Here is a 24256-nt window from a genome sequence, read left to right as displayed (position 1 = left end):
GACGTCGATGTCACCGGCGGTGGCGTTCCCACCGCCGGTTACTCGTATCGATGGTGGCTGCCGCTCATCGGATCTCACGTGGATCCGACTTCGATCGCACGCTGAAGAGCGGTGTGCGGGTGACGACGCGTGATCTCGTCATCCATGTGCTCCCGCTGAACACCTCACCCCCAGCCGACCCCGACGAACGACCCGCCATGGTTGCCACGGTCGGTGGTCCATGGCTGGGGCTGATCGTCAGCAAGGCCGTGGGGAACGCGGTGACCCGGCATCGGGTGGCGCGTCGATTGCGGGCCGCGTTCGCCCGCGTGCACGATCAATTCTCCGTGCCCGAGACGATGATGGTGATCCGCGCACGTCCTTCTACGGCACAACTCGGCAGCGCCGAGCTGTCCGAGCAGATCACCGCGGCGCTGTCACGACGCCGGATCCGTGAGGCGTTCGATGAGCGCCTCTCCACGAGTCATTCGCCTCGGGTCCGATCGTGACCGAGGACCCCGCAGCGCCGGATCCGGGCGCGCCCCGCACCACGTCGCCGCTGCGCTGGATCCATCGCCTGCCCCGGCAGGTGGTCATCTTCGTGATCGAGCTCTACCGCACGTGGGTCTCCCCGATGCGGTTGCCGACATGCCGCTTCGAACCGACGTGCTCCGGCTACGCCGTCGAGGCACTCTCCCGACACGGATTTCTCTACGGAGGATGGTTGTCGGTGGTGCGGCTGCTGAAATGCGGTCCCTGGCACAAGCCGGGCTACGACCCGGTTCCCGAACGCGGTCTCCGCGAACTCTTCACCACCAGTGAACGACCAGTCACCAGTGAACGATCTGTCGAGGAATCGACACCGTCAGAGGTTAGGGGTAACTGACCCGTGCTGAACTTCATCTACTATCCGGTCTCCTGGATCATGTGGGTCTGGCATTGGCTGTTCAGCCATGTGACGCCGGACTCGCCGGGCGGCGACGGTGTGGCATGGGCGCTGTCGGTGGTGTTCCTCGTGTTCACGCTGCGCGCGATCCTCTACAAGCCCTTCGTGCGGCAGATTCGCACCACGAAGAAGATGCAGGAGATCAACCCGCAGTTGCAGGCGATCCGCAAGAAGTACGCCAAGGATCGCGTGAAGATGACCGAGGAGATGCAGAAGCTGCAGCGCGAGCACGGATTCAATCCGCTGCTCGGCTGTCTCCCGATGCTGCTGCAGATCCCGGTCTTCATCGGTTTGTTCCACGTGTTGCGGTCGTTCAACCGGATGGCGACCGGTCTCGGCCAGCCCGGTATGTCCGCCGAGGAGACGCGGTCACTCGGCAACTACGCGTTCAGCCCGGAGCTGGTGCAGAACTTCCTCGACGCCCGCCTGTTCGGGGTGCCGCTGTCGTCCTACATCACCGAGCCGGTCTCGGAATTCCAGGCCTTCGTCGAGCCGGGCTCAGCCATCGACTTCACCCGCACCCAGATCGCCATCGTGGTGATCCCCATGATGATCATCGCGTCGATCGCCACGCACATGAACTCCCGTGCGTCGGTCGCCCGCCAGCCGGAAGCGGCGCTGGAGAACCCGCAGACCCGCATGATGAATATGCTGGCGCTCTACATCTTCCCGCTGGGCATTCTGGTCACCGGTGCGTTCTTCCCGGTGGCGATTCTCCTCTACTGGATGAGTAACAACCTCTGGACTTACGGTCAGCAGCACATCGTGTTCGGTCGTATCGAACGTGAAGAAGAGGAAGCACGGCGGCTCAAACAGGAGAAGCTGAAAGCGAACGCGCCCAAGCCGGGTGCGCGTCCGGACCGTGCCAAGAAACCCGCGACGGTCGACGGTGACGTGGTGGCGCCCGAGGAAGATGCGACGACGTCGACGACCACGACGACCACGTCGGCGGGTCCGCTGGCCGGTCTGCAGCGCATGCTGGGGCTCGATAAATCGAAGTCCACGGCAGCCGGCTCGTCCGACTCATCTGCTGACACGTCGGCGGCCGCGCAGGGGGGCGACGATGACGCGGCCACCGGCACCGATGCTCATACCGAGTCGGAGAAGGACGATGCTTCCACGACTTCGTCGGGTCCGGATGCCGGCGCGGCACAGCGATCATCCGGTGGCAGATCCGCCGGCCAGGGGCAGAAGTCCGGACCGCAGAAGTCGGGCACCGCTCACGTGGCGGCCAAGAACCGCAAGGGTGGTTCGCGCCGTCGAAAGGGAGGCCGGCCCGGAGGGCGGCACTGACCCGATCGGGTGACCACTCCCCTCCCCCTCGAGTGGAACGCAGACGTTTGGTTGAGAAGCAGAGTTAGGTGGAAGTGAGATGACAGCAGAGACTGCTGCACACGACGAACAGGTTCGCGAGATCGAGGACTCGGTGAGCGACGACGCCGGTGCATCGCCGGCGGCCACGGATGCGGCCTCGCAAGCCGACGAAGCGACTGGCCCGGGCTCCTCGGGTGCCGATGCCGAGACCGGATCCGACGCAGCCGCATCGCGGGATGCCGATGATGCCGCTTCGCACGGAGAGTCCGATGACTCAGCCGATGAGGAGGAGATCGACGAAGAGGATCGGCTGGTCGAAGAGGGCGAGATCGCCGGCGACTACCTCGAGCAGTTGCTCGACGTGCTGGACTTCGATGGCGACATCGACCTGGACGTCGACGGTGATCGCGCGGTCGTGAGTATCGACGGCGGTGACGACCTCGACAAGTTGGTGGGCCGCAAGGGCGAAGTACTCGATGCCCTGCAGGAGCTGACGCGACTGGCGGTTCAACAGTCCACCGGAGTGCGCAGCCGGTTGATGCTCGATATCGCCCGCTGGCGTGCCGACCGGCGCGATCGCCTGGCGAGACTCGGAACCGACGTGGCCGAGCGAGTGCGCAAGTCTGGTGAGCGTGAGGCACTGGACCCGATGACTCCGTTCGAACGCAAGATCGTCCACGACGCCGTTGCGGCAGTGGACGGCGTCGTCAGTGAAAGTGAGGGTGCCGAGCCTAGGCGCCGCGTGGTGGTGTTGCCGTCCGCGTGACGGTCCCCCGAAGTCCGACATTGACGAAAGTCCCGGTCCAGGCCGGGACTTTGTCGTCTCTGGGTATGAGAATTACACGCTTGTGGTTTGGGTCGCCGGCGTCGTTTCACGTGAAACGCTTCGGCCGCGGTTTCACGTGAAACTGTCGGCAGCAGGCTTCCAGCAGCCCAATGCAGTGAGAGGATGTTTCACGTGAAACGCGACGAAGAAGTGGAGATCCCACATGCGCCCGAGGCATCGATCGCAGTCTTCGGTAATAGCCAAACCAGGGCCGACCGCTACTGCGCCGCGTTGGCGACGGACGGTGTGCTGCTCGGCCTCATCGGTCCGCGCGAGGTACCGCGATTGTGGGAGCGGCACATTCTCAATTGTGCCGTCCTGGGCGATGTAATCGAAGACGCCGAGACCGTCGTCGACATCGGCAGCGGGGCGGGTTTGCCGGGTATCCCCCTTGCCATGGCTCGTCCCGACCTCTCGATCACTTTGGTGGAACCGCTGCTGCGTAGAAGTGAGTTCCTGGAGCGCATCGTGGACGAGCTGGAACTGAATGTGCGAGTGATCCGTGGACGTGCCGAGGAGAAAGCTGTGCGATCCGACATCGGTGGCGCCGATGTGGTGACCTCGCGTGCAGTGGCACCGCTGGAGCGCCTGTCGAAGTGGTCCGCGCCGTTGGTCCGGGATGGCGGTCGAATGGTTGCGATCAAGGGTTCGTCAGCGGCCGAAGAGATCGAGCGCGACGGTGAGGTCGCACACCGGCAGGGCATCGTCGATCTCCACGTGGAACAGTGCGGTGCCGGCGTGCTGGACGTCGCAACCACTGTCGTGATCGGACACAAGCGGGCCGTCGGCGGTGCCCGCACAACGACGGGTACACAGGGTGCCAGGAGTGCGGCGAAGCGACGCGGGCGTCGTCGCGATCGGAAGGGGTGACCGGATTGGTGTGGAGTTCACGGAGGGCGCAGAATAGACGGCAGACCGGTGATCAGTCGGGTGCCGCCGAAGTCGCCGAGAGTTCCGGCGGTGATACCGACCAGGGTGCCAACGGATACGAAGTGGGGCGAAGGAGTCCAGGCGTGGTCGAACAGGACCGAAGTGTTTCACGTGAAACAAGTGCCGATGGAGGCTCCTCCCCTAGGTCGGTTCCCGGATTCGATGACACCCCGATTGCTGCCGCGGCAGCTCGTGCCAGTCAGGTGCTGACGCCCGGTGGCGCCGGGGAACTCCCCCACCCGCCGTCCCCTCGCGTCATCACCATTGCGAACCAGAAGGGTGGTGTCGGGAAAACCACCACCACGGTGAACATCGCCGCGGGTCTCGCGCTGCATGGACTCGGGGTTCTCGTGATCGATCTCGATCCGCAGGGCAACGCGAGCACGGCACTGGGTATCGACCATCGCGCCCCCGACATCGCGTCGGTCTACGAGTTGCTCCTCGGCGACGTCTCGTTGCGTGAGGCCACCCAGCAGAGTCCGAACAACGATCATCTCTTTTGTGTCCCGGCGACTCTTGATCTTGCCGGTGCCGAGATCGAGCTGGTGTCGCTCGTGGCTCGGGAGAACCGTCTGCGAAACGCACTCGATGAGAATCTGCTGTCCGAACTCGGCATCGACTATGTCTTGATCGACTGCCCGCCATCGTTGGGTCTGCTGACGGTGAATGCGATGGTGGCCGCCAAGGAAGTCCTGATCCCGATCCAGTGTGAGTACTACGCACTCGAGGGTGTCGGTCAGTTGCTGCGCAACATCGAACTCGTGCAGGCCCACCTCAATCCGGGGCTGCACGTCTCGACCGTGGTGCTGACGATGTACGACGGACGCACCAAGCTCGCCGACCAGGTGGCCGAGGAAGTGCGTCGCCACTTCGGGGAGACGGTGCTCAACACGATCATCCCCCGAAGTGTGAAGGTGTCCGAGGCTCCCGGATTCGGGATGACCATCATCGAGTACGACCCGGGTTCACGTGGAGCCATGAGCTACCTCGACGCGTCTCGTGAGATCGCCCTGCGAAGCACGCGCGCATGAGCGCTCGGGCAGCGAGGTGCAGACCGAGTACGACGGTTGCTGCCGGGTGCACGGCCGGGCGGGGAACGGCCGAGTCGGAGGCGTGGGCTCTGCTGATTTCGATACACCCCTCGCCTAGCGGCTCGGGGTTACTCAATCAGCGGGTAGTTCACCGGTCGTTTGGCGGCTCGGGGCTGCTCAATCGGCGACGAATTGACCGGTCGTGATGTCGCCGCGAACGGTTTCACGGTGAACACAGGGAGAGGACAACAGTGAGTCAGCGAGAACCCGCACAACGTCGCGGCGGCCTCGGTCGTGGTCTTGCCGCGCTGATCCCCACCGGACCGCCGGAAGGCGACGCACCGTCGGGACCCCGCCTCGGTTCGGCGGCGGCGGACGTGATCATCGGCAAGGGTGCAGGGGCTCCCCCCTCCACCCCGACGACACCTGCGTCCGGGGCATCCGCCGAGGCGACTGACGGCGCTGCCGTCGTGTCGTCGGAGGTCGGTGCGGTGTACCGCGAGATTCCGCCGGCACAGATCCAGCCGAATCCCAAGCAGCCGCGCACGGTCTTCGACGAGGAGGCATTCGCCGAGCTGGTGCACTCCATCAAGGAGTTCGGGCTCATGCAGCCCATCGTGGTGCGGCCGTTGCCCACACCCACCGATGACGGTGTGACCTATCAGCTCGTGATGGGCGAACGTCGGTGGCGGGCCAGCAAAGAAGCCGGCTTCGACACCATTCCGGCGATCGTGCGGGAGACCGCCGACGCCGAGATGCTGCGTGATGCGCTGCTCGAGAACATCCATCGTGCACAGCTGAACCCACTCGAAGAGGCGGCGGCGTACCAACAGTTGCTCGAGGAGTTCGGGGTCACCCACGAGGAACTGGCCAATCGGCTCGGGCGGTCACGGCCACTGATCACCAACATGATCCGGTTGCTGAAGCTACCGATTCCCGTGCAACGGCGCGTCGCGGCCGGCGTCCTGTCTGCCGGGCATGCTCGCGCACTGCTCTCGATGGAGACCGGCAGCGATGCACAGGAGGCCATGGCGGCGCGCATCGTGGCCGAAGGTATGTCCGTCCGGGCCACCGAGGAAGCGGTCACCCTCGCCAACCGGGGCGACGATCAGCCCTCCTCCCCCGCGGGACCGGCGAAGCGTAAGCCGATGCAGATGCCCGGTCTCCAGGACGTCGCCGAACGGCTCTCGGATCGACTGGACACGAGGGTTACAGTCAGTCTCGGGAAGAGAAAGGGAAAGATCGTGGTCGAGTTCGGCTCGGTGGATGACCTCGAGCGGATCGTTGGCGTGATCGATCCACGAGGAACTTCGTGACCGCGTGATCGGCGCACCTATAGGTACCCGGTTGTTACGTCACAGTGACACTTCAGTAGCGAGGACGATGGTGAAAGTACGAAACATCTTGTCGCACATCACTTTCGGCACTTCGCTGCGGCCGACGTGGAGGCCGGCGGCATGAGTCTCGCAGTCACCCGCCTGGATCTCGAATCCTTCGACACGTTGCCGCTCCACACCCGCCGATGTGTTTTCTGGGAAGTCGATCCGGCGTCGACCCGCGAGGCGGAGAAGAGCATCTTCGGAGATTTCGGTTCGTTCGAGAGCGAGTTCGACAAAGAGGCGTGGATCTCGGGAGTGCTCCTCGAATGGGGAACGTGCGCCCAAGTGGCCATCGACGGCCAGACCGGCAAGGTCGTGGGCAATGCGTTCTACGCACCGCCGCGGCGGGTGCCGCGGTCGACCCTCTTCCCCACCTCTCCGGTCAGCGCGGACGCGGTTCTGCTCACTTCGATCCGCACGGAACCCGGCTTCGACGAGGCGGCACCGATTCTGCTCGACAGCGTGGTCACCGACCTGGTTCGACGTGGTGTGCGTGCCATCGAGGCCTTCGGTCTCGTGCGTACACCTGAGGAAGCTGGTCCATCCTCCGAAGTGCCCACTCCATCGGCGGAACCCGAGGACGTCGCGGAGCTGGGCGCGCTGGAGAGCATGACCGAGGACATGCGGTTGTGGGCCGACGAAGCGATCGTCGAGATCACCCGGGTGATGCATGACAATCCGCAGACGGGATTGTGTCTGCAGTGCATGATCGATGCCGACTTCCTCAAGGACTCGGGGTTCGACCTGATCGCGTCCCATCCGCGCTTCCCACGGTTCCGGTTGGAACTCGATGAGGGCCTGGGGTGGAAGCATGAGGTGGAGCATGCCCTGGAGAAGTTGGTGGTGATGGCAGCACTGGATCTGGCGGGCCGTGAGCGGACGGCGGTACCGGTCGGTCGCCGCAGCTGACCCTGGAGCGCAGGCCTTCAGCTCAGATCATCCGACGAGGCGTGCGGCCGTTGTGTGTCTCCGGTCGGCACTTCGAGGGCGTCAGCTCGAGAGACGTTCTGCGGCAAGTAGTTCCGCGAAGGTGTAAGTGCCGGTAGGACGATCGTCGTCGCCCAGTAGATAAAGACGCTTGACAGCGACCAAGATGGCCTCGGCGATCACGTCGCGCGTCTGTGCGTCCTCGAGAAGCGCGACGTCGGCGGAGTTGGTGATATACCCGACGTCGATCAGAGCGACGGGCATCCTGGTGAGCCGCAGGACATCCCAGGTTCGTTCATGCGTTCGGCAGTCGGTCAGCGAGGTGCGCGCGACGATCTCCCGTTGGATGAACCCGGCCAGATTCCGGCCGATGGTCGAATAGGATCCGTGCGAGTTGCCGAAGTAGAACGACGCCGCCCCATGGGCCAACTCGCTGGGGTAATGGCCGCACCGTAGTGACACCATCAGGTCGGCGCCGACCATGTTGGCGACGCGGGCACGCTCCTCGTCGCCGGGGCGCCCGCGACCGTCGTGCGACAGGAAGGTCTCCATGCCGGCCGCAGCCATCCGTCCCTCGAGCCGGGAACCGAGGTCCCACAGCACCGCTGACTCGGTCTCGGCCCGAGCACCGGTCGAAAGTTTGTGTAGCCCACCGGAACCCGGATCGATCAAGATCCGCTTGCCGGACAGCTGGGGTCCGGAACGGCGCACGTGCTCTTCCTCGCGGATGGCGTGCGGCGAACCACCCGTGACGCGCGTGCCGAGACGTTCCAGCGAGCGCAGGGTGGAGGGCCCGCAGATGCCGTCCGATGACAGGCCGAACTCGCTCTGATACAGACACACCGCGTTGTGTGTGGTCTCGCCGAAGGTGCCATCGACCAGGCCGGTGTAGTAGCCCAGGTTCTGCAGCCGTCCCTGCAGGGTGGCCACATCGTCACCGACCATCGGAGCCGACAGGCGATACAGCAGGACGCGCGCACCGAGTTGGTAGGAAGCCTCGCGCAGAACGCGGTAGGTGGCCGGGCCGACGATGCCGTCGACGATGAGGCCGCGTTGCTGCTGGAATGCGCGCACAGCGCGGTCGCAGGAATCGTCGAAGACGGCTTCGGGCGGTGTCCAGCCGCTGATGGTGCCGGACAAACTCTCCGGTGCGGGTGTTGCAGTGAGCAGCCCGAGACCGACGAGGATGTTGCGGATCTCGGCCACAGCCGAGCCATGATCCCCGAGGCGGAACATCGGCATCAGCAACTCCTCGTCGATTCGGTGCGGCCGTGGCACGGGCGAAAACGCTCCACTCACCGGTGCAGGCCACGTACCGGCGCAAACACCAGGCATTCTCTCAGGTCGTGACGGCACGACCAAATGATGGCGCCGCTCGGGGCGCCATCATCGGTGTCGACGGTGCCGGCCGCATAGGTGCTGCCAGCGTATCGCCAGGTAGACGTGTGTTATGCGGGGGATCCGACCACGTCGTCGAGCTCGCGCAACAGCGCAGCCTTGCCCTTCGCGCCGACGATGGTCTTGGACGGTTTGCCGTTCTCGAACAGGATCATCGTGGGGATCGACATGATCTTGAAGTCCCGCGCGACTGCCGGGTTCTCGTCGACGTCGAGCTTGGCGACGGTGATCTTGTCGGCGTGGTCGCGGGCGATCTCCTCGAGCACCGGCGCGACCATGCGGCACGGACCGCACCAGGTGGCCCAGAAGTCGACCAGCACCGGCTTGTCGGAACCGAGTACCTGATCGGCGAAGGTCGCGTCGGTGACGGCGACGGTGTTTGCTCCCATGGGTGTCCTCCTTGTGGACTGTGGAGTTGGTGTTTGGGGAGTTTGGTGTTTGGGGTCGCGTGACTCGAGGGCCGGTCAGGCGGTGGCGTCGACGACGTACATGTCGCTCTCGACCGACGGTGCCGCTACGCCCTGGTCGGCGAGCCAGCGCTCGGCATCGATCGCCGCCGAACAGCCGCTGCCTGCCGCAGTGATGGCCTGCCGATAGGTGTGGTCCACGAGGTCGCCGCAGGCGAACACCCCGGGCACCGAGGTGTAGGTGGTGCGGCCGTCCACCTGCACATAGCCCTCTGCGTCGAGGTCGATCTGACCCTTGACCAGTTCGCTGCGCGGATCGTGACCGATCGCCACGAACATGCCGGTCACCTCGATGGAGCTGGTCTCGCCGGTCACGGTGTCGGTCAGACCCAGCGAAGTGACGGAGCCGTCGCCCACGACGGACGTCACCGCGGAGTTGGTGACAAAGCGGATCTTGTCGTTGGCGCGGGCGCGCTCGAGCATGATCCGCGAGGCCCGGAACTCGTCGCGGCGATGGATCAGGGTCACGCTGCGGGCGAACTTGGTGAGGAACGTAGCTTCCTCCATCGCCGAGTCGCCGCCGCCGATGACGGCGATGTCCTGGTCCTTGAAGAAGAAACCGTCGCAAGTGGCACACGCCGAGACCCCGCGGCCGAGCAGTTCCTGCTCGTTTTCGACACCCAGGTAGCGGGCCGCGGCGCCCATGGCCAGGATCACTGCACGGGCGCGATGCACCTCGCCAGCGACCTCGACCTCCTTGATGGGACCTTCGAGTCGAACGGTGTCCACGTCTTCCATCCGAAGGTCGGCACCGAAGCGGATGGCCTGCTCACGCATCTCATCCATGAGTGCGGGCCCCTGGATCCCGTTCTGGAAGCCGGGGAAGTTCTCGACCTCGGTGGTGGTCATCAGGGCACCACCGAACTGAGTGCCTTCGAAGACCAGCGGTGCCAGCTCAGCGCGTGCCGCGTAAACGGCGGCGGTGTAGCCGGCGGGTCCGGATCCGATGATGATCAGGTCGTGGATCTGCTGGCTGTCTGCGTGGGTCATCCGTCCTCCGTACTCGTCGACGCTGCTGGGCAGTCAGGTGATCGCGCTGCGTCGGTCTCGGCTGTCTCAACATCAGGGTAAGGGCAGATGTTCCCGCCGTCCGCGCCCGTACCGGCCGCGTCACAGGACGCGGTGTGGTTGTCGTCCGCGTGACCGGCAACTCAGTTGCCGACGGTGGTCCGGGAGATGGTCGACGGATTGTCGGTGGTGCAGTCCGAGCCGACGATCAGGGCGTCGAACACACCGGCCACACCGGTGGACAGCAGGATCGCTACGGCGTCGTCGTGGTCTCGCAGCGACACCCGGCCCGAGCCGACGATGCCGGCGTCGGCTGCGACGCCGTTGGCGGCGGTACAGCGTCGTAGGGCGGCCTCTGAGCCGAACGGGGCGAAGCCGTCGTTGCCGAGCACCGACAGCAAGGTGACCCGCTCCCCCGCGTCTGCGGTCGCCGACGGCTGGGCCTGCACCGGTGTACCCGGTTCGGGAGCGCGCGGCGCGATGACGGAGACCGCGGCGACGACGGCGACAGCGGCCGCGCCTGCCACACCGGCGGCAGCCCATCGCCGGGCGCGATGGTGTCGGCGGGCGGCCACCACTTCGCCGCCCCCGACGGCAGTCACCTCGGCGCCGAGCCGGTCGAGTGTCCGGTGGGTCCGTTCGGTGACGTCGGGTGGGACGGGTACCGGGGCGACCGCGGCGCCGCGCAGGTCGCGGGCGGTCGCATCGAGCGCATCGAGGACCGATTGCGCGTGCGGGTCGTCGACGAGTCGGGACCGGATGTGCGCGGCGACGTCGGGAGCCAGCACGTCGGCGTGCAGATCGGCGAGCAGTTCCACCGAATACGGCGGCTCGGGGTAGCGCGTGAACTCAGCAGAGGATGACGCCTCGTCGTCTGCTCCCGGCGGGACCATCGCTGCACTCTCCCACTTCTCTGGTGCACGTGCCCGGCCAGTTGCCGGGCCGTTCGATCCGACCGTGCGGCGGTCGTCAACTCGTGCTCGTCAACTGTAAGACGCACCGGCCCGCGGTCCGGTTCCATCGGATCGTGTGCAATTCTCGCCGGGGGTGATCAGTCGTCGCGCAGATGACCGAGAATCTGTGCCAACCGCAGGCGACCACGCGAACACCGGCTCTTGATTGTTCCGACCGGCACGCCCAGGCGAGTAGCCGCGTCCACGATCGTCATGCCCTCGATGTCGACGGCGACCACTGCCGCGCGCTGCTCAGGTGGCAACGCGTCGAGCGCCCGGCCGATCGACAGCGACAGATCCACGGCCGCCATCTGATCACGCTCGTCGGGGTACGGCTCGACGTCGTAGTTGGGGATCGGCACGCTCAGTCGCACCCGGTTGCGTCGGATGCGGTCGAGGCAGGAGTTCACCACGATCCGGTGCAGCCAGCTGGTGACCTTTGCGTCGGCGCGGAACTGATCGGCCATCCGATGCGCCTTGAGCAGGGCGTCCTGCAGTGCATCGGCGGCATCGTCGGGGTTGTCGCTGGTGCGGCAGGCGACCGACCAGAGATAGGCGTGATGGCGTTCGATCAGCACCGCGAAGGCGCCGGGATCGCCGTGCACGTGGGCGAGGAGCAGGTCATCGTCGCTGCGTGCATCGACGCTCCCCCGAGTCATGGGAGAAGATTAATGGAAGTGAACCGGCGATGTGCCACTGACCTGCACGTAGTCCACAGAACTGGGGACAAGATGCGCGGTGTGTGGAATCTGGTGTGCATCGCCCGGAACGCGGGCGGTGTCAGCCCAGAAGTCGCTGGTAGGCCGCCACGAACAGTTCCACGCTGACGTCGAGGATGGCGTCGAGTTCGAACAGGTCGGCGTCGGTGGCATCGCCGAGGGCGAACTCCCCCGCCGTGCTCGTATACCAATCCACCAGCAACTGGGTGACGGCGCCGACGAGGCCGATGGCCGCCAGTCGCTGCGGTCGGGCGGCGGACCGTTCGCCCAGGGCGAGCTCGAGGATGAGGTCGGCCCACCCGTGGATCGCCGTGAGCCGTAGCCGCTCGAGGGCCGGATTGACCCCGACGACCTCGACCAGCATCACCCGCGCGCGCCGAGGTTGGTCGGCGAGGGTGCCGATGAAGGCCCCCAGCGCTGCCCGCGCTACGGCTTCGGCGTCGGTGGCGAGAATTCCCACACTCTTCGCGCTCTCGCCCTCACTGACCGCTCCCCCGCTGCCGCCCACGAACGGGGCCCCAGCACCGATCGTGGCCGCCCGGGCGGTGGCGACGCAGTCCTCATACACCGCCGCGAGCAGGGCGAATCTGTCCTCGAAGGACTCATAGAAGTAGCGCTGGGTGAGCCCGGCGTGGTCACAGATCCGTTTCACCGACACGGTGGCGAATCCCTCGGTCCCGAATAGCTCGAGACCGGCGGCGATGAGGTCGCTGCGCCGACGATCTCGCCGCTGCGCCGCGTCGGCGCCGCCGTAGCGCCGTCCCCGGGTGGTCATCGTGCCGGACTCCTGCCGTTTCGGTTGGGAAAGCATCGCGAATACCAAGAACTGTTTACAGCAGCCTATCTGACACGCTACCGTGTCAGAACTATCTGACATGCACTCGTGTCAGAAACCGAAACGGTCTGGTGACCGTCGACCGAGGAGTGGCCGGTGTTGGACTTTCTGCCCGAGGCGATGCGGGAGCCGACGGTGCTGGCTGTTCCGTTCTTCGTGGCGATGGTTGCGCTCGAGTGGTGGGCGGCGTGGAAGCTGGACCACACCGAACGTGACCGGCCCGCACAGCGCGCGCACCTGCACGGGACGCGACGTTCGTCGTCGGCACCCGGCAGTTACAACATCCGTGACGCACGGGCCAGCCTGCTCATGGGTGTGGTCTCGATCGGCACGAGCGCCGCGTGGAAGGCATTGGCGCTCTTGGGATATGCGGCCGTATTCGCCTACGTGGCGCCGTGGCAGCTGCCCGCCGACGCCTGGTACACCTGGCTGATCGCGTTCGTCGGACTCGACTTCCTGTTCTACTGGGAGCATCGTCTCGCGCACCGGGTCCGGTTGATCTGGGCGACCCATCAGGCGCATCACTCCAGTGAGTACTTCAACTTCACCACGGCGCTGCGACAGAAGTGGAACAACAGCGCCGGCATCCTGATGTGGCTGCCACTCCCCCTGCTCGGCGTTCCGCCGGCCCTCGTCTTCGCGGCGTACTCATTGAATCTCGTCTACCAGTTCTGGATTCACACCGAACACCTCGGAAAGCTCTGGCGGCCGATCGAATTCGTCTTCAACACGCCGTCCCACCATCGCGTCCACCATGGCAGTGACAGCGAGTACCTGGACCGCAATTATGGTGGCACCCTGATCATCTGGGATCGGCTCTGCGGCAGCTTTGCCGCGGAGGAACATCGTCCGACGTACGGATTGACCACGCCGGTCGACACCTACAACATCTGGCGGCTGCAGACCCACGAGTACGTGGCCATCGCCCGAGATGTGCGGGCCGCCCGAGGCGTGCGGACGCGGTTGGGTCTGGTGTTCGGACCGCCGGGCTGGAAGCCGGCGACGACGAATCCGCCGGTACGCGCAGGTCGTCAGCGGATGCTGGGCTCACCGCACAGGCGGGATCAGCCCGCCATCGAGACCTGAGCGATCTCTGCCTGGAAGCCACCGCCACCCGCCGGCAGCGACGTCAACCACACCATCACGAACGGACTCTCGGTGGGGTTCGGGATGGTGATGGTGGTCGACGGCTGCGACACCGTGCCGGAGGCGACTTCGGTGGTCTCGGCGAAGGTGGGTTGCGCCGACGTCGCGGTCCGGATCGACACATCGAACCCCGGCGTGGGTGTCCGGATGGTGACCGTGGCGACGGACTGGTCGCTGCCGAGGTCGAACATCAGCCCGAGACCATCCTTGAGGCCGCCGAAATCGGCTGAGCCGCGGTAGATGTCGGTGCTCCACGGAGGTGCGACACCACTGATCACATTGCCGAGATTGGTGGAACTGTCCGGCGGTTGGTTCGAGAAGTCGACCAGGTTCACCCGTTGCAGCGGGATGGGGGCCGGTGCTGGCGGCGGGGCCGCGGCCTGTTGCTGGGTCTCGGTCGCCGGAGGTGCCGACGTGGTGGTGAGGATGGAGTCGATGTCCGACGCGTCGCCGTCGGAGCCGAAGATGTTGGTCGCCCACACCACCAGCGCGATGATGACGAACAGCGCCAGCAGTCCGGCGCCGGCGAGCAACGCCACATTGCGTCGTCCGGTGCCCTCCGGCTCGGTACCGGCAGTGGTACGGGACGGCGTCGGGGTCATTGCGACCGGGGCCTGGTCGGTCTCGATCGCCGGCAACATGTCGGTGTTGAGATCGATCACCGTCGCCTGGTCGAGAACGTGCTGAATCGTGCCGGCTGTGCGGATGCCTCGATTGCCGTCGAGGGCTCGCGCGGCGACGGCCGAGATCTCGAACGGCGTGTCCGGCCGCGCCTCCCGGGGTTCGATCGGCGCGCCGTTCTTGTCCGGGCGCGCGATCGGCAGGCCGCCGACCTCGTCGGTCGTGTCGGAGGTGGTCACCAGACGGGTACCGGTGCGGCCGTCGAGCGGCCACCGTGCCAGCAGCAATGCGTAGAGCACCGCACCCAGTCCGCGGACGTCGGAGGATTTGTCGTCACCGGCGAGGGTGCCGGGGAAGGCGAGCACGGCGTTGCCGTCGGTGCTGATCCGGATGCGGTCGGGGTGGTCGATCGACAGCGCCCCACCCGAGCGGTGGGTGGCCTCGGCGGCCGCGGCCAGTGCGCGCACCGCGCGTGCCGCCCCGATGGGGGACGGCTCAGAACGGGCGACCTCGGCCAACGACGAGCCGGGCACCCATTCGGCCACCACGATGCCGCCCGAGGATCCGCGCACCACATCGAGTACACGCGCGACCCCGGCCGACGAGATCTGACCGAGTCGCAAGGTGCGCGACAGCACACCCTGGGGTCCGTCGTCGGTGACCTTGGCGGTTTCGCCGCGGCGCGGTGGCGGCGCGAGCTGCTCGGCGTCGACGAAGGTCAGCGCCACCTCACGGTCGAGATTGATGTCGAGAGCCCGCCAGAACTGCAGACCGCGGGTGCCGCCGTGGTGATCGAGCAGGCGGTATCGGCCGCCGGCGACGGCCGCCCCGGGGACCAGCCGGGGACCCCGCGGCCGCGGCTGGGTGGCCGACGGCATCCGCGTGGTCGCCGGGGCGGGGTTGGCTGGATTGTCCGATTTCGGTGTGTCCGTGGGCTTCTCGGCGCGGTCGGGATCGTCGCGACGGTCCGCGGTCGGGGTGTCCGTCGCGGATGTCTCGGACCGATCCTCGACTCGTACCGAGCCCTGGTCGGCCGGAGAGTCCGGGATGATCTCGGTGTCCTGCGTGGCACCGATCTCATTGTCACTCACGCGCCGAGCTCCTCTCCTGCGATACCGCATGTCGCGTGGCGCGTGGATCCGCATCTCGCCACCATCGCGGAGGCGCGCGGCTCCACCGCTGTGAACCGAGTACGACTGCCATGTGGCAGTGCCCCGGTCGAATCGCCGGAGCACCTGTACCTGACCAGAATACGGGAGCGATTCGTCGGTGACGGTCTGCGGAAACTGAACCGTGATGGTTGCAGTCGATTCTCTTACCGGGCTCTCAGGCGGCGCCAAGGCGGGGACGAATCTGCCCAGCACGCGGCGCACCGTCAGGCCGATCGAGACCACATCGGGCAGGCGGGCGACGGCCAGGCCGGCGTAGGTGACGCCGAGTACCACCACTGCCGTCAACGCCAAGTAGATCAGCGAACCGAACTTTCCGGCCTCGGTCATCATCAGATGTAGTCCGGAAAGCTGGGCGACGGCCCACACGATGGCGCTGATGCCCACCGAGACGACCAGCGTCACCGCGGTGGTGCGGGCGACGTCGGTCAGCCGCGCGTCGTCGAGCCGTCGGCGCAGCAGGAAGTGACCGACCACGGCGCCGACCAGATAGCCGAGCCCGTTGGACAGCGCCAGCCAGCGCACCACCAGTTCCGGGTCGGTGAACAGCACCGGACCCAGCAGCGATGCGGCCACCTTGACCACCGTGATGCCCAGCACCATCACTGTCGGTGTCCACGCGTCCTCGCGGGCATAGAACACCCGCAGCTGGACCAGCGTCATCGAGTAGGGGATGAGCGTGAATGCGCCCCAGGCGAGCACCGAACCGAGCTGGGATGCGATCTCGGCATCGAACCGGCCGAAGTTGAACACGGCCACACCGATGGCCGGGCCGAAGAATGTCATGTAGGCGACGACGGGTACCAGCGCGACCATCGTCAGCCGGGTGGCCAGCGACAGATCGTCGACGACGGCCCGGTTGTCGTCGGCGGCCGCGTTGCGCGACAGTCGCGGCATGATCGCGGTGAGGATGGTGACGCCCAGGACGCCGTAGGGCAGCTGCAGCAGCTGCCAGTGGGTGGCGTAGACGCTGATGCCGGCGGCGTCGGTGTGCGCGGCGATGCGGTAGGTGATGACCAACCCGACCTGCAGGATCGCCACGTACATGACGATCGCGAGCGCCATGTTGCCGAACCGGCGGAGCCGGGCGTCGAGCCCCCACTGCAGCTGCAGGCGGATGCCGGCCCGCTTGAGCCACGGCACCAGGATCATTGCCTGCACCACGACGCCGAGCGTGGTACCGATGCCGAGCACCAGCAGCTGCGGGTCGGTCATTCGCACCGGGTTGAGCGAGATCTCGCCGGGCATCGCCGCGTAGAGCACGAGCGTCGCGATCTGGACGATGTTGTTGAGCACCGGAGCCCAGGCGCCCGGCTTGAAGAACCCCTTCATGTTCAGGATCGCCATGAACAGGGCCGAGAGGCCGTAGAAGAGGATCTCGGGCAGCAGCAGGTAGGCGAGCGCGGTGGTCAGGTCGCGGTTGACGTCGCCGTCGCCGACGTTGAGGAAGGTCAACAGGGGAGCGGCGATCAGCGAGATCACGGTCGCGGCGCCAAGGGTGACCACGGTCAACGTGAAGATGCGGTTGATGAAGGCGCGTCCGCCGTCGGCGTCCTCCGCCTCAGCCCGCACCAGCACCGGGATGACGATGGCGGTCAGCACCGCGCCGAGGACGACCTCGGCGATCATGTTCGGCAGCACGTAGGCGGCCTGGAACGCCGAGGCGATCGCCGGACCGAGCATGGCGAGCACCAAGACGGTGCGCACGAATCCGGTGATCCGGCTGGTCAGGGTCGCCAGCGCGATGGATCCACTGGTCTTGAGGATGCTGGCGTCGGAGTCACGCGACAGGCCGGTCGACGACTCGTCGATCTCGGCCTCGGCGCGGGTCTCCGGGGTCGGTCGGCCGCCGGTCCGGGCGGCGGTGAGCGTGTCCGTACGAGTCGGTGCGGGTCGGCCACGACCGGGTGGGGTGGCGCGGCGTGGCGGCGGACCCGACGGCGCTCCCGGCGGTATCCGACGCGGGGCCGCCCGGTGGGACTCCGGTGGTCGCTGTTCGCTCATGGCCTGTCCCCGTCACTCGAGCTCGTCGTGGTCGGCTCCTGGTGGTCGTCGGTCTCGTCCGCCGAGACATCGTGGTGCTCATGCCCCGGGTGTTCTGTCTGCAGGTTACGGCGGCGTTCCTGATAGGTGGCGCCGGCCAGCAGCCGATCGTGTTCGTTGGGATCGGGCCGGTCCTCGTCGGCGGGGTCGGGTTGGCCGCGGAAGCGGTGCCACAGGCGGCGGGCCACCAACAGCACCAGGGCCACGCCGGCGGCGATGGTCACCCAGAACAACGGTTTGCCGTAGGCGTTGGCGTGCACCGACAGGAAGATCGGCGACCCGACGGAGATGCCGCTGGACGTGGTCAGACCGATGGTCACGGTGATCGCCTCCTCGGAGGTCTCCGCGCGCGTCGGCAACTGGATCTGTCGGGTGCCGCGTGCCGGGATCTCGATCACGCCGAGATCGCCGACGTCGAGTTCGGGCGGTGCGTCGACGTTGATCCGCACCCGGATCGGCAGGGACAGATCGTTGCGCACCACCAGCAGCAGCGGGCTGCGTTCGGACGCCAGCGTGTAGCGGCCACCGGGATCGAGCAGCGTGACGGAGTTGCGCATGCGCTGCAGGGTGGCGTCCACAGCGGTGATGCGTGCGGCGCGCTGCCCGCGCGCCTCGGCACGCAGTGCAGCAGACGCGGTGTCCGGGGTGCGGATCGCGCGCAGCAGATCCTCACGCAGTGGGGCCACATATCGTTCGGGGGTCGCGGCCACATCCGCCGAGCTCATCAACGATGCCTGCAGCTGGAAGGAGAGTTCGGCCTCGTCGTCGATCTGGGCGGCGACGTCGTCGGAGACGGCCATGCCCAGTTCGGCGAGCGGTCGACTGCCCGGCGGTTGGGTCAATCGGGCCGTGGTGGTGGTCGCGTCGAGGGCGCCACGGACATCGGCCAGTGGACTCGGGGTGGCGGCGCCCGACTCGAGCAGCAGCGTCGCGGTGGTGAACAGGGCGTCGGTGTCGTCGGCGGTCGGCGACCAGTACGTCGGCGGCATCACGAACTCGCTGCGTCCGGCGGTGGGCAGGTCGGCCGGGTCGGGCTGGGTGGGTGCGTCGATGGCCGGATATGCCACGGCGGCGACCGCCGCTTGCCGGCGCGCGGTGCCCGATTCACCGTCGAAGGACACCTCCTGGTCGGCCGGCGTGAGCGGTGGTGTCGTGGGGGTGTCGCCGAGACCGGCGAGGGCCGCGGTCAGCGGTGCCTCACTGGTCTGTACTGCCAGGTCACCCACTCGATAGCGGCCGGTGGGGTCCGCGCGCTCGGCGTCGACGCTGCTGGCGGAGGTCACCGCGGCGCCCACCGATGCGGAGGCGAGGACGTCGGCGCCGGTGTTGTCGATCGCGCCGAGCGCCGGCACGGTGATGCCCCGCACGCTGCGCACCCCGAGAACGGCGTCGACGACGTCTGCGGGCCCGGCCAGGGCGGCGTCGGTCAGCCCCGAATCGTTGATCCGCGACAGCGACGTGAGGTCGGCCTGCGCGAACGGCAATGCGACGACGCACATCCGGGAGGCCACGTCACGCAGTTCGGTCAGCCACTGCAGTGCGGCCGGCTGACCGGTGCCCGGGGTGGTCGGCGACGTGGGGTCCATCGGATCCGACGACACCGCATAACCCAGCGACATCGCGCGCACGGTCACCAGCAGGTCCGGGTCCACCGCCAGGCACATACTCTGCGCCAGCCGCGACGGCGCGTCCGGTGATGCAGCGCCTTCGGGTGGTGCGGCTTCTCCCGATGCCGAGGGCGGCGCGGCACCCGGAGCCGACGGTTCGGGCTCCGCCGGTTCAGCGACCGACGGTGTCGGTGTCGGCGACGTGGTGTCGGAAGCAGGCGCCGACGTCGCGCCGGCCGAGGATCCGGCCACCGACCGCGCGGCGTCGAGCAAGGTGTGCAGGCGCCCGCCGTCCGACAGGGAGCGGGCCATCTCCTCGCCGACCAGCCGGACCGGTTCGGTGCTGCCGCCCAACACACCCGGGGTGAGTTGGGGCGGCGCCGCCAGCGGCCACAGCATCGTGAGTTGTGCGGGGCTCGACAGATTCGCCGACACCGATCCGTCGGAGCCGAGATCGCTGTCGATGGTCGCGTCGTCGACGTCGGTGCTGGGATCGACGTACTGATCGGCTCGCGTGGCGTTGGGCGGCAGCGACAGTACCGGCAGCAGCGTGCGTGACTGGGCGAGCTTGGCTGCGTTGCCGTAGTCGGGGACGCCGTTGACGTTGACGTTGAGCGGAAACACTCCGGTTCGCTGGATGTTGAGCCCGTCGGTCGCAGACAGCTGGGTGGTGATGCTGAAGTCATCCGACTCGCCCGGCGCGAGTGCGTCGGTCACCGGGCGGAAGGCGGTGGCCGCGCTCACCGGCACCGGGGTCACCGCGAGGCTGCTGCGCAGCTCGTTGGCGTCGCTGATGGCATCGCCGCGCTCGAGGCGTATCGACAGGTCTTCCAGATCACGGTCGCCGACGTTGCGCACACTGCCGGACACCGTGACGTCGGCGCCGCCTCCACTGGTGACGATCGACGGGGTGATCTCGTCGATCGTCAGGCGCAGGAAGCCACCGGTCCCGTCGGCGTCGGTGGTGCCGGCCGTGTCGTCGGACACGGGCGCGGCGGTGGCGAACGTGGCCGGTCCGGCGCACAGCACCACGAGCGCCACGACAGCGAACACCACCGCGGATGCGCGCGTGGATCGACCGTGCGTGAATCGATGGAGAACAAGCGGCAGCGGGGGCGGTACCGGGTCAGGCATCGCCGGCCGGTGGACGCCGCGGCCGCCTGCGCCGTCGACGCGACCGCGCCGGGGGCAACGGCTCGTTGCGGCGCTGGTTGCGGGCAGCTGCGGCTCTCTCATAGGCGTTGGGTTCGGTGCGGATGCTCTCGGCCTCGGACTGGGCCAACCGGTTGGGGTCGGCGGCGAGATCGGCGATCACGCCGCGGGCCATCCGGGCCAGTCGCCGCTCGTCAGAGTACGTGAGCTTGCGGGGCAACTCCTCGAGCGGCACCCAGGCCACCTCGCTGACCTCATAGTCGGCGTCCGAGAGCTCTCCACCGATGCTGCGCAGCAGATAATGGTGCACCGTCTTGTGAATTCGACGTCCCTCGCTGACGAACCAGTAGTCGATCTTGCCCAGCGGTGCCACCACGGTGCCGCTGATGCCGGTTTCCTCCGCGACCTCGCGGATCGCCGTCTGCTCGGCCGTCTCGCCGGTCTCGATGTGCCCCTTGGGCAACGACCACATCATCCGTCCGCGACGGTCCATGCGGCCGATCAGCGCCGCACACAATTCCTCGGTCGGCAGGTCCAGATCGGAGATGACCAGCCCGCCCGCCGACGTCTCGCGGACCGTGCGCAGGCGCTCCTGGCCGCGTTCGGGTCCCTTGCCGCCGGTGCGGCGCCGGGTCTTCGACTTCGCGGTCGTCGAGGTCGTCGCCTCGGCGCCGGCGGAGGTGTGGGTCAGTCCGGTCTTGGTGATCTTGGCGGTCACCGCGACAAGGTCGGAGGGTTTCGGGGGAGACACCCGCGTGTGAGTCGGGCGCAACTCCTCCTCGACGTGGTCGGCCTTTCCGGACCGCTTCGGCATCTGCCCGGGATTGGGCGTGTCGCGTCGTTCGGCGGCCGGTGTCTCGTCGTGTCCGGCGTCGGCGGTGCTGGGAGGAGAAGGTCGTCGTCCGCGGCGCCGTCGTCCGCGCCGCCCGCGCCGAGTGGTTCCGCCCGAGTCGTCGGTTGCGGTCGATCCGGTGCCGGTCTGAACACCGCCGCCGCGGGAGTTCGCGCGTGCGAGGTCGGCAGGGGTCACCCGGTGTCCCGTTGAGGTGTCGGCCGATCGTGCCGAATCCTGATGTCCGGAATCACGCCGTCCGGTCCCGTTGGGACCACGCGAACCCGCCATGACGTCGTCGGAGACGTCAGAGGGGTCGGTGGACGGATCGGCGGACACGTCTCCGATGCTAGCCGCTGGCAACCTGGCGTTTGCCTGGATGGGCCGTGGCGCCGAGGGTGGTGTCGACACGGATGGGCGGCGGTTTGTGCCACGGTTCACCGCGAATCCGCCCGGTTCACCCGGAATCGGGTGGCAATACCGACCAGGGATGGGATGCGGACCCCGGCTGCGTCGACGGTAGGCTGATGTGCCGTGACCGACCCCGATCGCCGTACTCGTCTGCTGGCCGGCGCGGCCGTGTCGCTTCAGACGTTCTCGGATGTATTGGTTCCGCTCGGCACGCTGTTCGCCGATGCCGGCCACGAGCTGTATCTGGTCGGCGGGTCGGTGCGCGACGCCGTGCTGGGCCGGTTGGCCGGCGACCTGGATTTCACCACCGACGCGCGGCCCGAGCAGGTCACCGCGCTCCTGGCCGGCTGGGCGGACGCACAGTGGGACACCGGGATCGAATTCGGAACGGTCAGCGCGCGCAAAGGCGACGCGACCATCGAGATCACCACCTATCGTGCCGATTCCTATGATCGGGTGAGCCGAAACCCGCAGGTCGTCTTCGGTGATTCCCTGCGCGGGGACCTGGTGCGCCGCGACTTCACCATCAATGCGATGGCGGTGCGGATCGGCGCCGACGGTCCGGCCGAGTTCGTCGACCCCCTCGACGGCATGACCGCCCTGCTGGCAGGCGTGATCGACACACCGGCCACGCCACAGGAATCCTTCAACGACGACCCGCTGCGGATGCTGCGTGCCGTGCGTTTCGTCTCCCAACTGGGTTTCCGGGTGGCACCCCGGGTGTTCGAGGCGATCAGCGACATGTCGGAGCAGATCGAGCGCATCACCGCCGAGCGGGTGCGGGCCGAGCTGGACAAGTTGATCCTCGGCGAGCATCCGCTCGAGGCGATCGACGTGATGGTCGACGCCGGCTTGGCCGCTCGGGTGTTGCCCGAGGTACCGGGGATGAAGCTGACGATCGACGAGCATCACCAGCACAAGGACGTCTACCAGCATTCGCTGACGGTGCTGAAACAGGCGGTGGACCTCGAAGACGGCGATCCCGACCTGATCCTGCGCTGGGCGGCGCTACTGCACGACATCGGCAAACCTGCCACCCGTCGGCACGAACCGGGTGGCGGCGTCAGCTTCCATCATCATGAGGTGGTCGGCGCCAAGATGGTGCGCCGGCGGATGCGGGCGCTGAAGTATCCGAAGGCCGTCGTCGACGACGTGTCGCAGCTGGTGTTCCTGCATCTGCGGTTTCACGGCTACGGAGATGGCGCCTGGACCGACTCGGCGGTGCGCCGCTACGTCACCGACGCGGGACCGCTGCTGGATCGGCTGCACAAGTTGGTGCGCGCCGACTGCACGACGCGCAACAAACGCCGGGCGCGGCGGCTGCAGGAGAACTACGACCATCTCGAGCACCGGATCGCCGACCTGCAGGCAGCCGAGGATCTCGAGCGGGTGCGACCCGACATCGACGGCAACGCCATCATGCAACTGCTCGGACTGCCGCCCGGCCCCAAGGTCGGCCAGGCGTGGCGCTACCTGAAGGAACTGCGTCTCGACCGCGGTCCGCTGACCCGCGAGGAGGCCGAGGAGGCCCTGCGGGAATGGTGGGCATCGCAGGGCTGACGGTCGCTGTGTGGATCGAAGGTGTCCGATGGCCGGCCGAGCGCCGCGGCCCTGCTCACGACGGGGCGAACACGTTCGTCGAACCGGGCACAACCTCGAAGACTGCCGGTAACTCGCCGACGACGTCGCCGTCGATCGACACCAGCGCCGGCGGGTCGCTGTACAGCTCGATCTCCGCGCCCCGCATCGTGCGGACCATCGGATGGTCGACGTGGGTTCCGCCGAACACCTTCGGGAACACCCGTGCAACGGTGGCGCGGGCGAACCGCTCCGGATGATGGGCGAGCGTGAGGTCGAGCAGTCCGTCGGTCATGGACGCGCGCGGGGTGATGTGCATACCGCCGCCGTAGGACGTGGTGTTGCCGATGGCGGCGAACACCAGGTCATCGTCGATCGCGACGTCGTCGGCGCGCAGGTCGTAGTGGTAGGACGGCAAGCCGACGAGCTCGCGCAGCGCGGCCAGGGTGTAGCGGGCCTGGCCCTTGGGCCGGCGCATGTCGATGGCCCGGGCGGTCACCGACGCGTCGAACCCGGTCGCCGCGACGGTGACGAACAGTGCGGTACGACCGTCCGGGAAGGTGACCCGGCCGAGATCGATGCACCGCGTGTGGCCGGCCACGATGATGTCGACCGCGGCGATGACGTCGTCGCACGGAATGCCCAGATTGCGGGCCACGTCGTTGCCGGAGCCGGCCGGTACGATGCCCAACGGCTTGTCGGTGCCGAAGGCCGCCTCCACGGCGAGTCGGATGGTCCCGTCGCCGCCGACCACGATGATCCCGTCGGTGTCGCCACCGGCCGCCTTGCCGGCCTGCTCGGCGGCATCCTGGGCGTCGGCTCCGACGATGATCTCGGTGGCGATGCCGCACGCCGCGAACCGTGCGATCGCCGCTTCGGCGACGTCGCCGGCCGCACCGTGACGCGCGTGCGGATTGACCAGGAGGGTCACCTGACCGACCGACCTCCGGTCGGCGCTGTGGTGGTTCGGCTCGCCCGCCATAGG

At 67.4% G+C, this 24256-nt stretch carries 20 protein-coding genes; 10 read left to right on the top strand and 10 right to left on the bottom strand.

Going from position 1 to position 24256, the window contains the following annotated elements:
• The first annotated feature begins 50 nt into the window (after positions 1–50).
• From rnpA to L1892_RS00370, 8 genes are all read left to right on the top strand, one after another.
• Positions 51–488: a ribonuclease P protein component gene (gene rnpA / locus L1892_RS00405; protein ID WP_235721477.1), complete on the top strand. Its 438-nt coding sequence runs from the start codon at positions 51–53 to the stop codon at positions 486–488.
• Complete coding sequence (yidD, locus tag L1892_RS00400) at positions 485–865, top strand: membrane protein insertion efficiency factor YidD (protein ID WP_372474928.1); 381 nt, start codon at positions 485–487, stop codon at positions 863–865. Before rnpA ends, yidD begins: the two co-directional genes overlap by 4 nt.
• Positions 866–868: 3 nt before the next feature.
• Complete coding sequence (yidC, locus tag L1892_RS00395; RefSeq protein ID WP_235721476.1) at positions 869–2218, top strand: membrane protein insertase YidC; 1350 nt, start codon at positions 869–871, stop codon at positions 2216–2218.
• 79 nt (positions 2219–2297) lie between these two features.
• Positions 2298–3005: a Jag family protein gene (locus L1892_RS00390; RefSeq protein WP_235721475.1), complete on the top strand. Its 708-nt coding sequence runs from the start codon at positions 2298–2300 to the stop codon at positions 3003–3005.
• A gap of 183 nt (positions 3006–3188) precedes the next feature.
• On the top strand, positions 3189–3935 hold the full coding sequence (gene rsmG, locus L1892_RS00385; protein WP_235721474.1) for a 16S rRNA (guanine(527)-N(7))-methyltransferase RsmG: 747 nt from the start codon (positions 3189–3191) through the stop codon (positions 3933–3935).
• Positions 3936–4078: 143 nt separating this feature from the next.
• Positions 4079–5026: a ParA family protein gene (locus L1892_RS00380; RefSeq protein ID WP_235721473.1), complete on the top strand. Its 948-nt coding sequence runs from the start codon at positions 4079–4081 to the stop codon at positions 5024–5026.
• Positions 5027–5277: 251 nt separating this feature from the next.
• Entirely contained in the window at positions 5278–6342 is a 1065-nt protein-coding gene (locus L1892_RS00375) for a ParB/RepB/Spo0J family partition protein (protein WP_235721472.1), read from the top strand.
• Between the two features lie 141 nt (positions 6343–6483).
• A complete protein-coding gene (locus tag L1892_RS00370; protein ID WP_235721471.1) occupies positions 6484–7314 on the top strand; it encodes a hypothetical protein in 831 nt (276 codons plus the stop codon).
• 81 nt (positions 7315–7395) lie between these two features.
• On the opposite strand, the gene L1892_RS00365 is transcribed toward L1892_RS00370, so the two are convergent.
• From L1892_RS00365 to L1892_RS00340, 6 genes are all read right to left on the bottom strand, one after another.
• Complete coding sequence (locus tag L1892_RS00365; protein ID WP_235721978.1) at positions 7396–8574, bottom strand: N-acetylmuramoyl-L-alanine amidase; 1179 nt, start codon at positions 8572–8574, stop codon at positions 7396–7398.
• Between the two features lie 206 nt (positions 8575–8780).
• The gene (trxA, locus tag L1892_RS00360; RefSeq protein WP_235721470.1) at positions 8781–9119 is read right to left on the bottom strand and encodes a thioredoxin; all 339 of its coding nucleotides are present in this window, start codon (positions 9117–9119) and stop codon (positions 8781–8783) included.
• A 75-nt stretch (positions 9120–9194) separates the two neighbouring features.
• Positions 9195–10187 (bottom strand): thioredoxin-disulfide reductase, encoded by a 993-nt coding sequence (gene trxB, locus L1892_RS00355; protein ID WP_235721469.1) that lies wholly within the window; start codon positions 10185–10187, stop codon positions 9195–9197.
• Between the two features lie 161 nt (positions 10188–10348).
• Positions 10349–11098, bottom strand: coding sequence for an RsmA family anti-sigma factor (locus L1892_RS00350; RefSeq protein WP_235721468.1), 750 nt, complete (start codon positions 11096–11098; stop codon positions 10349–10351).
• A gap of 158 nt (positions 11099–11256) precedes the next feature.
• Positions 11257–11817 carry an RNA polymerase sigma factor SigM gene (gene sigM / locus L1892_RS00345; RefSeq protein WP_235721467.1) on the bottom strand — a complete coding sequence of 187 codons (561 nt, stop codon included), beginning with the start codon at positions 11815–11817 and terminating at the stop codon, positions 11257–11259.
• Between the two features lie 121 nt (positions 11818–11938).
• Complete coding sequence (locus L1892_RS00340; protein WP_235721466.1) at positions 11939–12652, bottom strand: TetR/AcrR family transcriptional regulator; 714 nt, start codon at positions 12650–12652, stop codon at positions 11939–11941.
• A 156-nt stretch (positions 12653–12808) separates the two neighbouring features.
• Here L1892_RS00340 and L1892_RS00335 point away from each other — a divergent pair, with 156 nt between their 5' ends.
• Positions 12809–13798: a sterol desaturase family protein gene (locus tag L1892_RS00335; RefSeq protein ID WP_235721465.1), complete on the top strand. Its 990-nt coding sequence runs from the start codon at positions 12809–12811 to the stop codon at positions 13796–13798.
• On the opposite strand, the gene murJ is transcribed toward L1892_RS00335, so the two are convergent.
• Genes murJ through L1892_RS00320 form a run of 3 tightly spaced genes read right to left on the bottom strand, consistent with a single transcriptional unit; the run spans position 13777 to position 21621 of the window.
• On the bottom strand, positions 13777–17652 hold the full coding sequence (murJ, locus tag L1892_RS00330) for a murein biosynthesis integral membrane protein MurJ (RefSeq protein WP_235721464.1): 3876 nt from the start codon (positions 17650–17652) through the stop codon (positions 13777–13779). The two genes, L1892_RS00335 and murJ, sit on opposite strands and share 22 nt — an antisense overlap.
• Positions 17649–20432: a hypothetical protein gene (locus L1892_RS00325; RefSeq protein ID WP_372474927.1), complete on the bottom strand. Its 2784-nt coding sequence runs from the start codon at positions 20430–20432 to the stop codon at positions 17649–17651. The genes murJ and L1892_RS00325 overlap by 4 nt, the downstream gene beginning before the upstream one ends.
• Entirely contained in the window at positions 20425–21621 is a 1197-nt protein-coding gene (locus L1892_RS00320) for an NUDIX hydrolase (protein ID WP_235721462.1), read from the bottom strand. The genes L1892_RS00325 and L1892_RS00320 overlap by 8 nt, the downstream gene beginning before the upstream one ends.
• Before the next feature lie 195 nt (positions 21622–21816).
• Between L1892_RS00320 and L1892_RS00315 the strand changes: the two genes are divergently transcribed.
• The gene (locus L1892_RS00315; protein WP_235721461.1) at positions 21817–23253 is read left to right on the top strand and encodes a CCA tRNA nucleotidyltransferase; all 1437 of its coding nucleotides are present in this window, start codon (positions 21817–21819) and stop codon (positions 23251–23253) included.
• Between the two features lie 55 nt (positions 23254–23308).
• Here the strand turns inward: L1892_RS00315 and L1892_RS00310 are convergent, their stop codons facing one another.
• The gene (locus tag L1892_RS00310; RefSeq protein ID WP_235721460.1) at positions 23309–24253 is read right to left on the bottom strand and encodes a diacylglycerol/lipid kinase family protein; all 945 of its coding nucleotides are present in this window, start codon (positions 24251–24253) and stop codon (positions 23309–23311) included.
• Between the last annotated feature and the right edge of the window lie 3 nt (positions 24254–24256).

The sequence above is a fragment of the Gordonia tangerina genome, assembly GCF_021556435.1.
Lineage (GTDB): Bacteria > Actinomycetota > Actinomycetes > Mycobacteriales > Mycobacteriaceae > Gordonia > Gordonia tangerina.
This window is presented reverse-complemented; position numbering and strand designations above follow the sequence as displayed.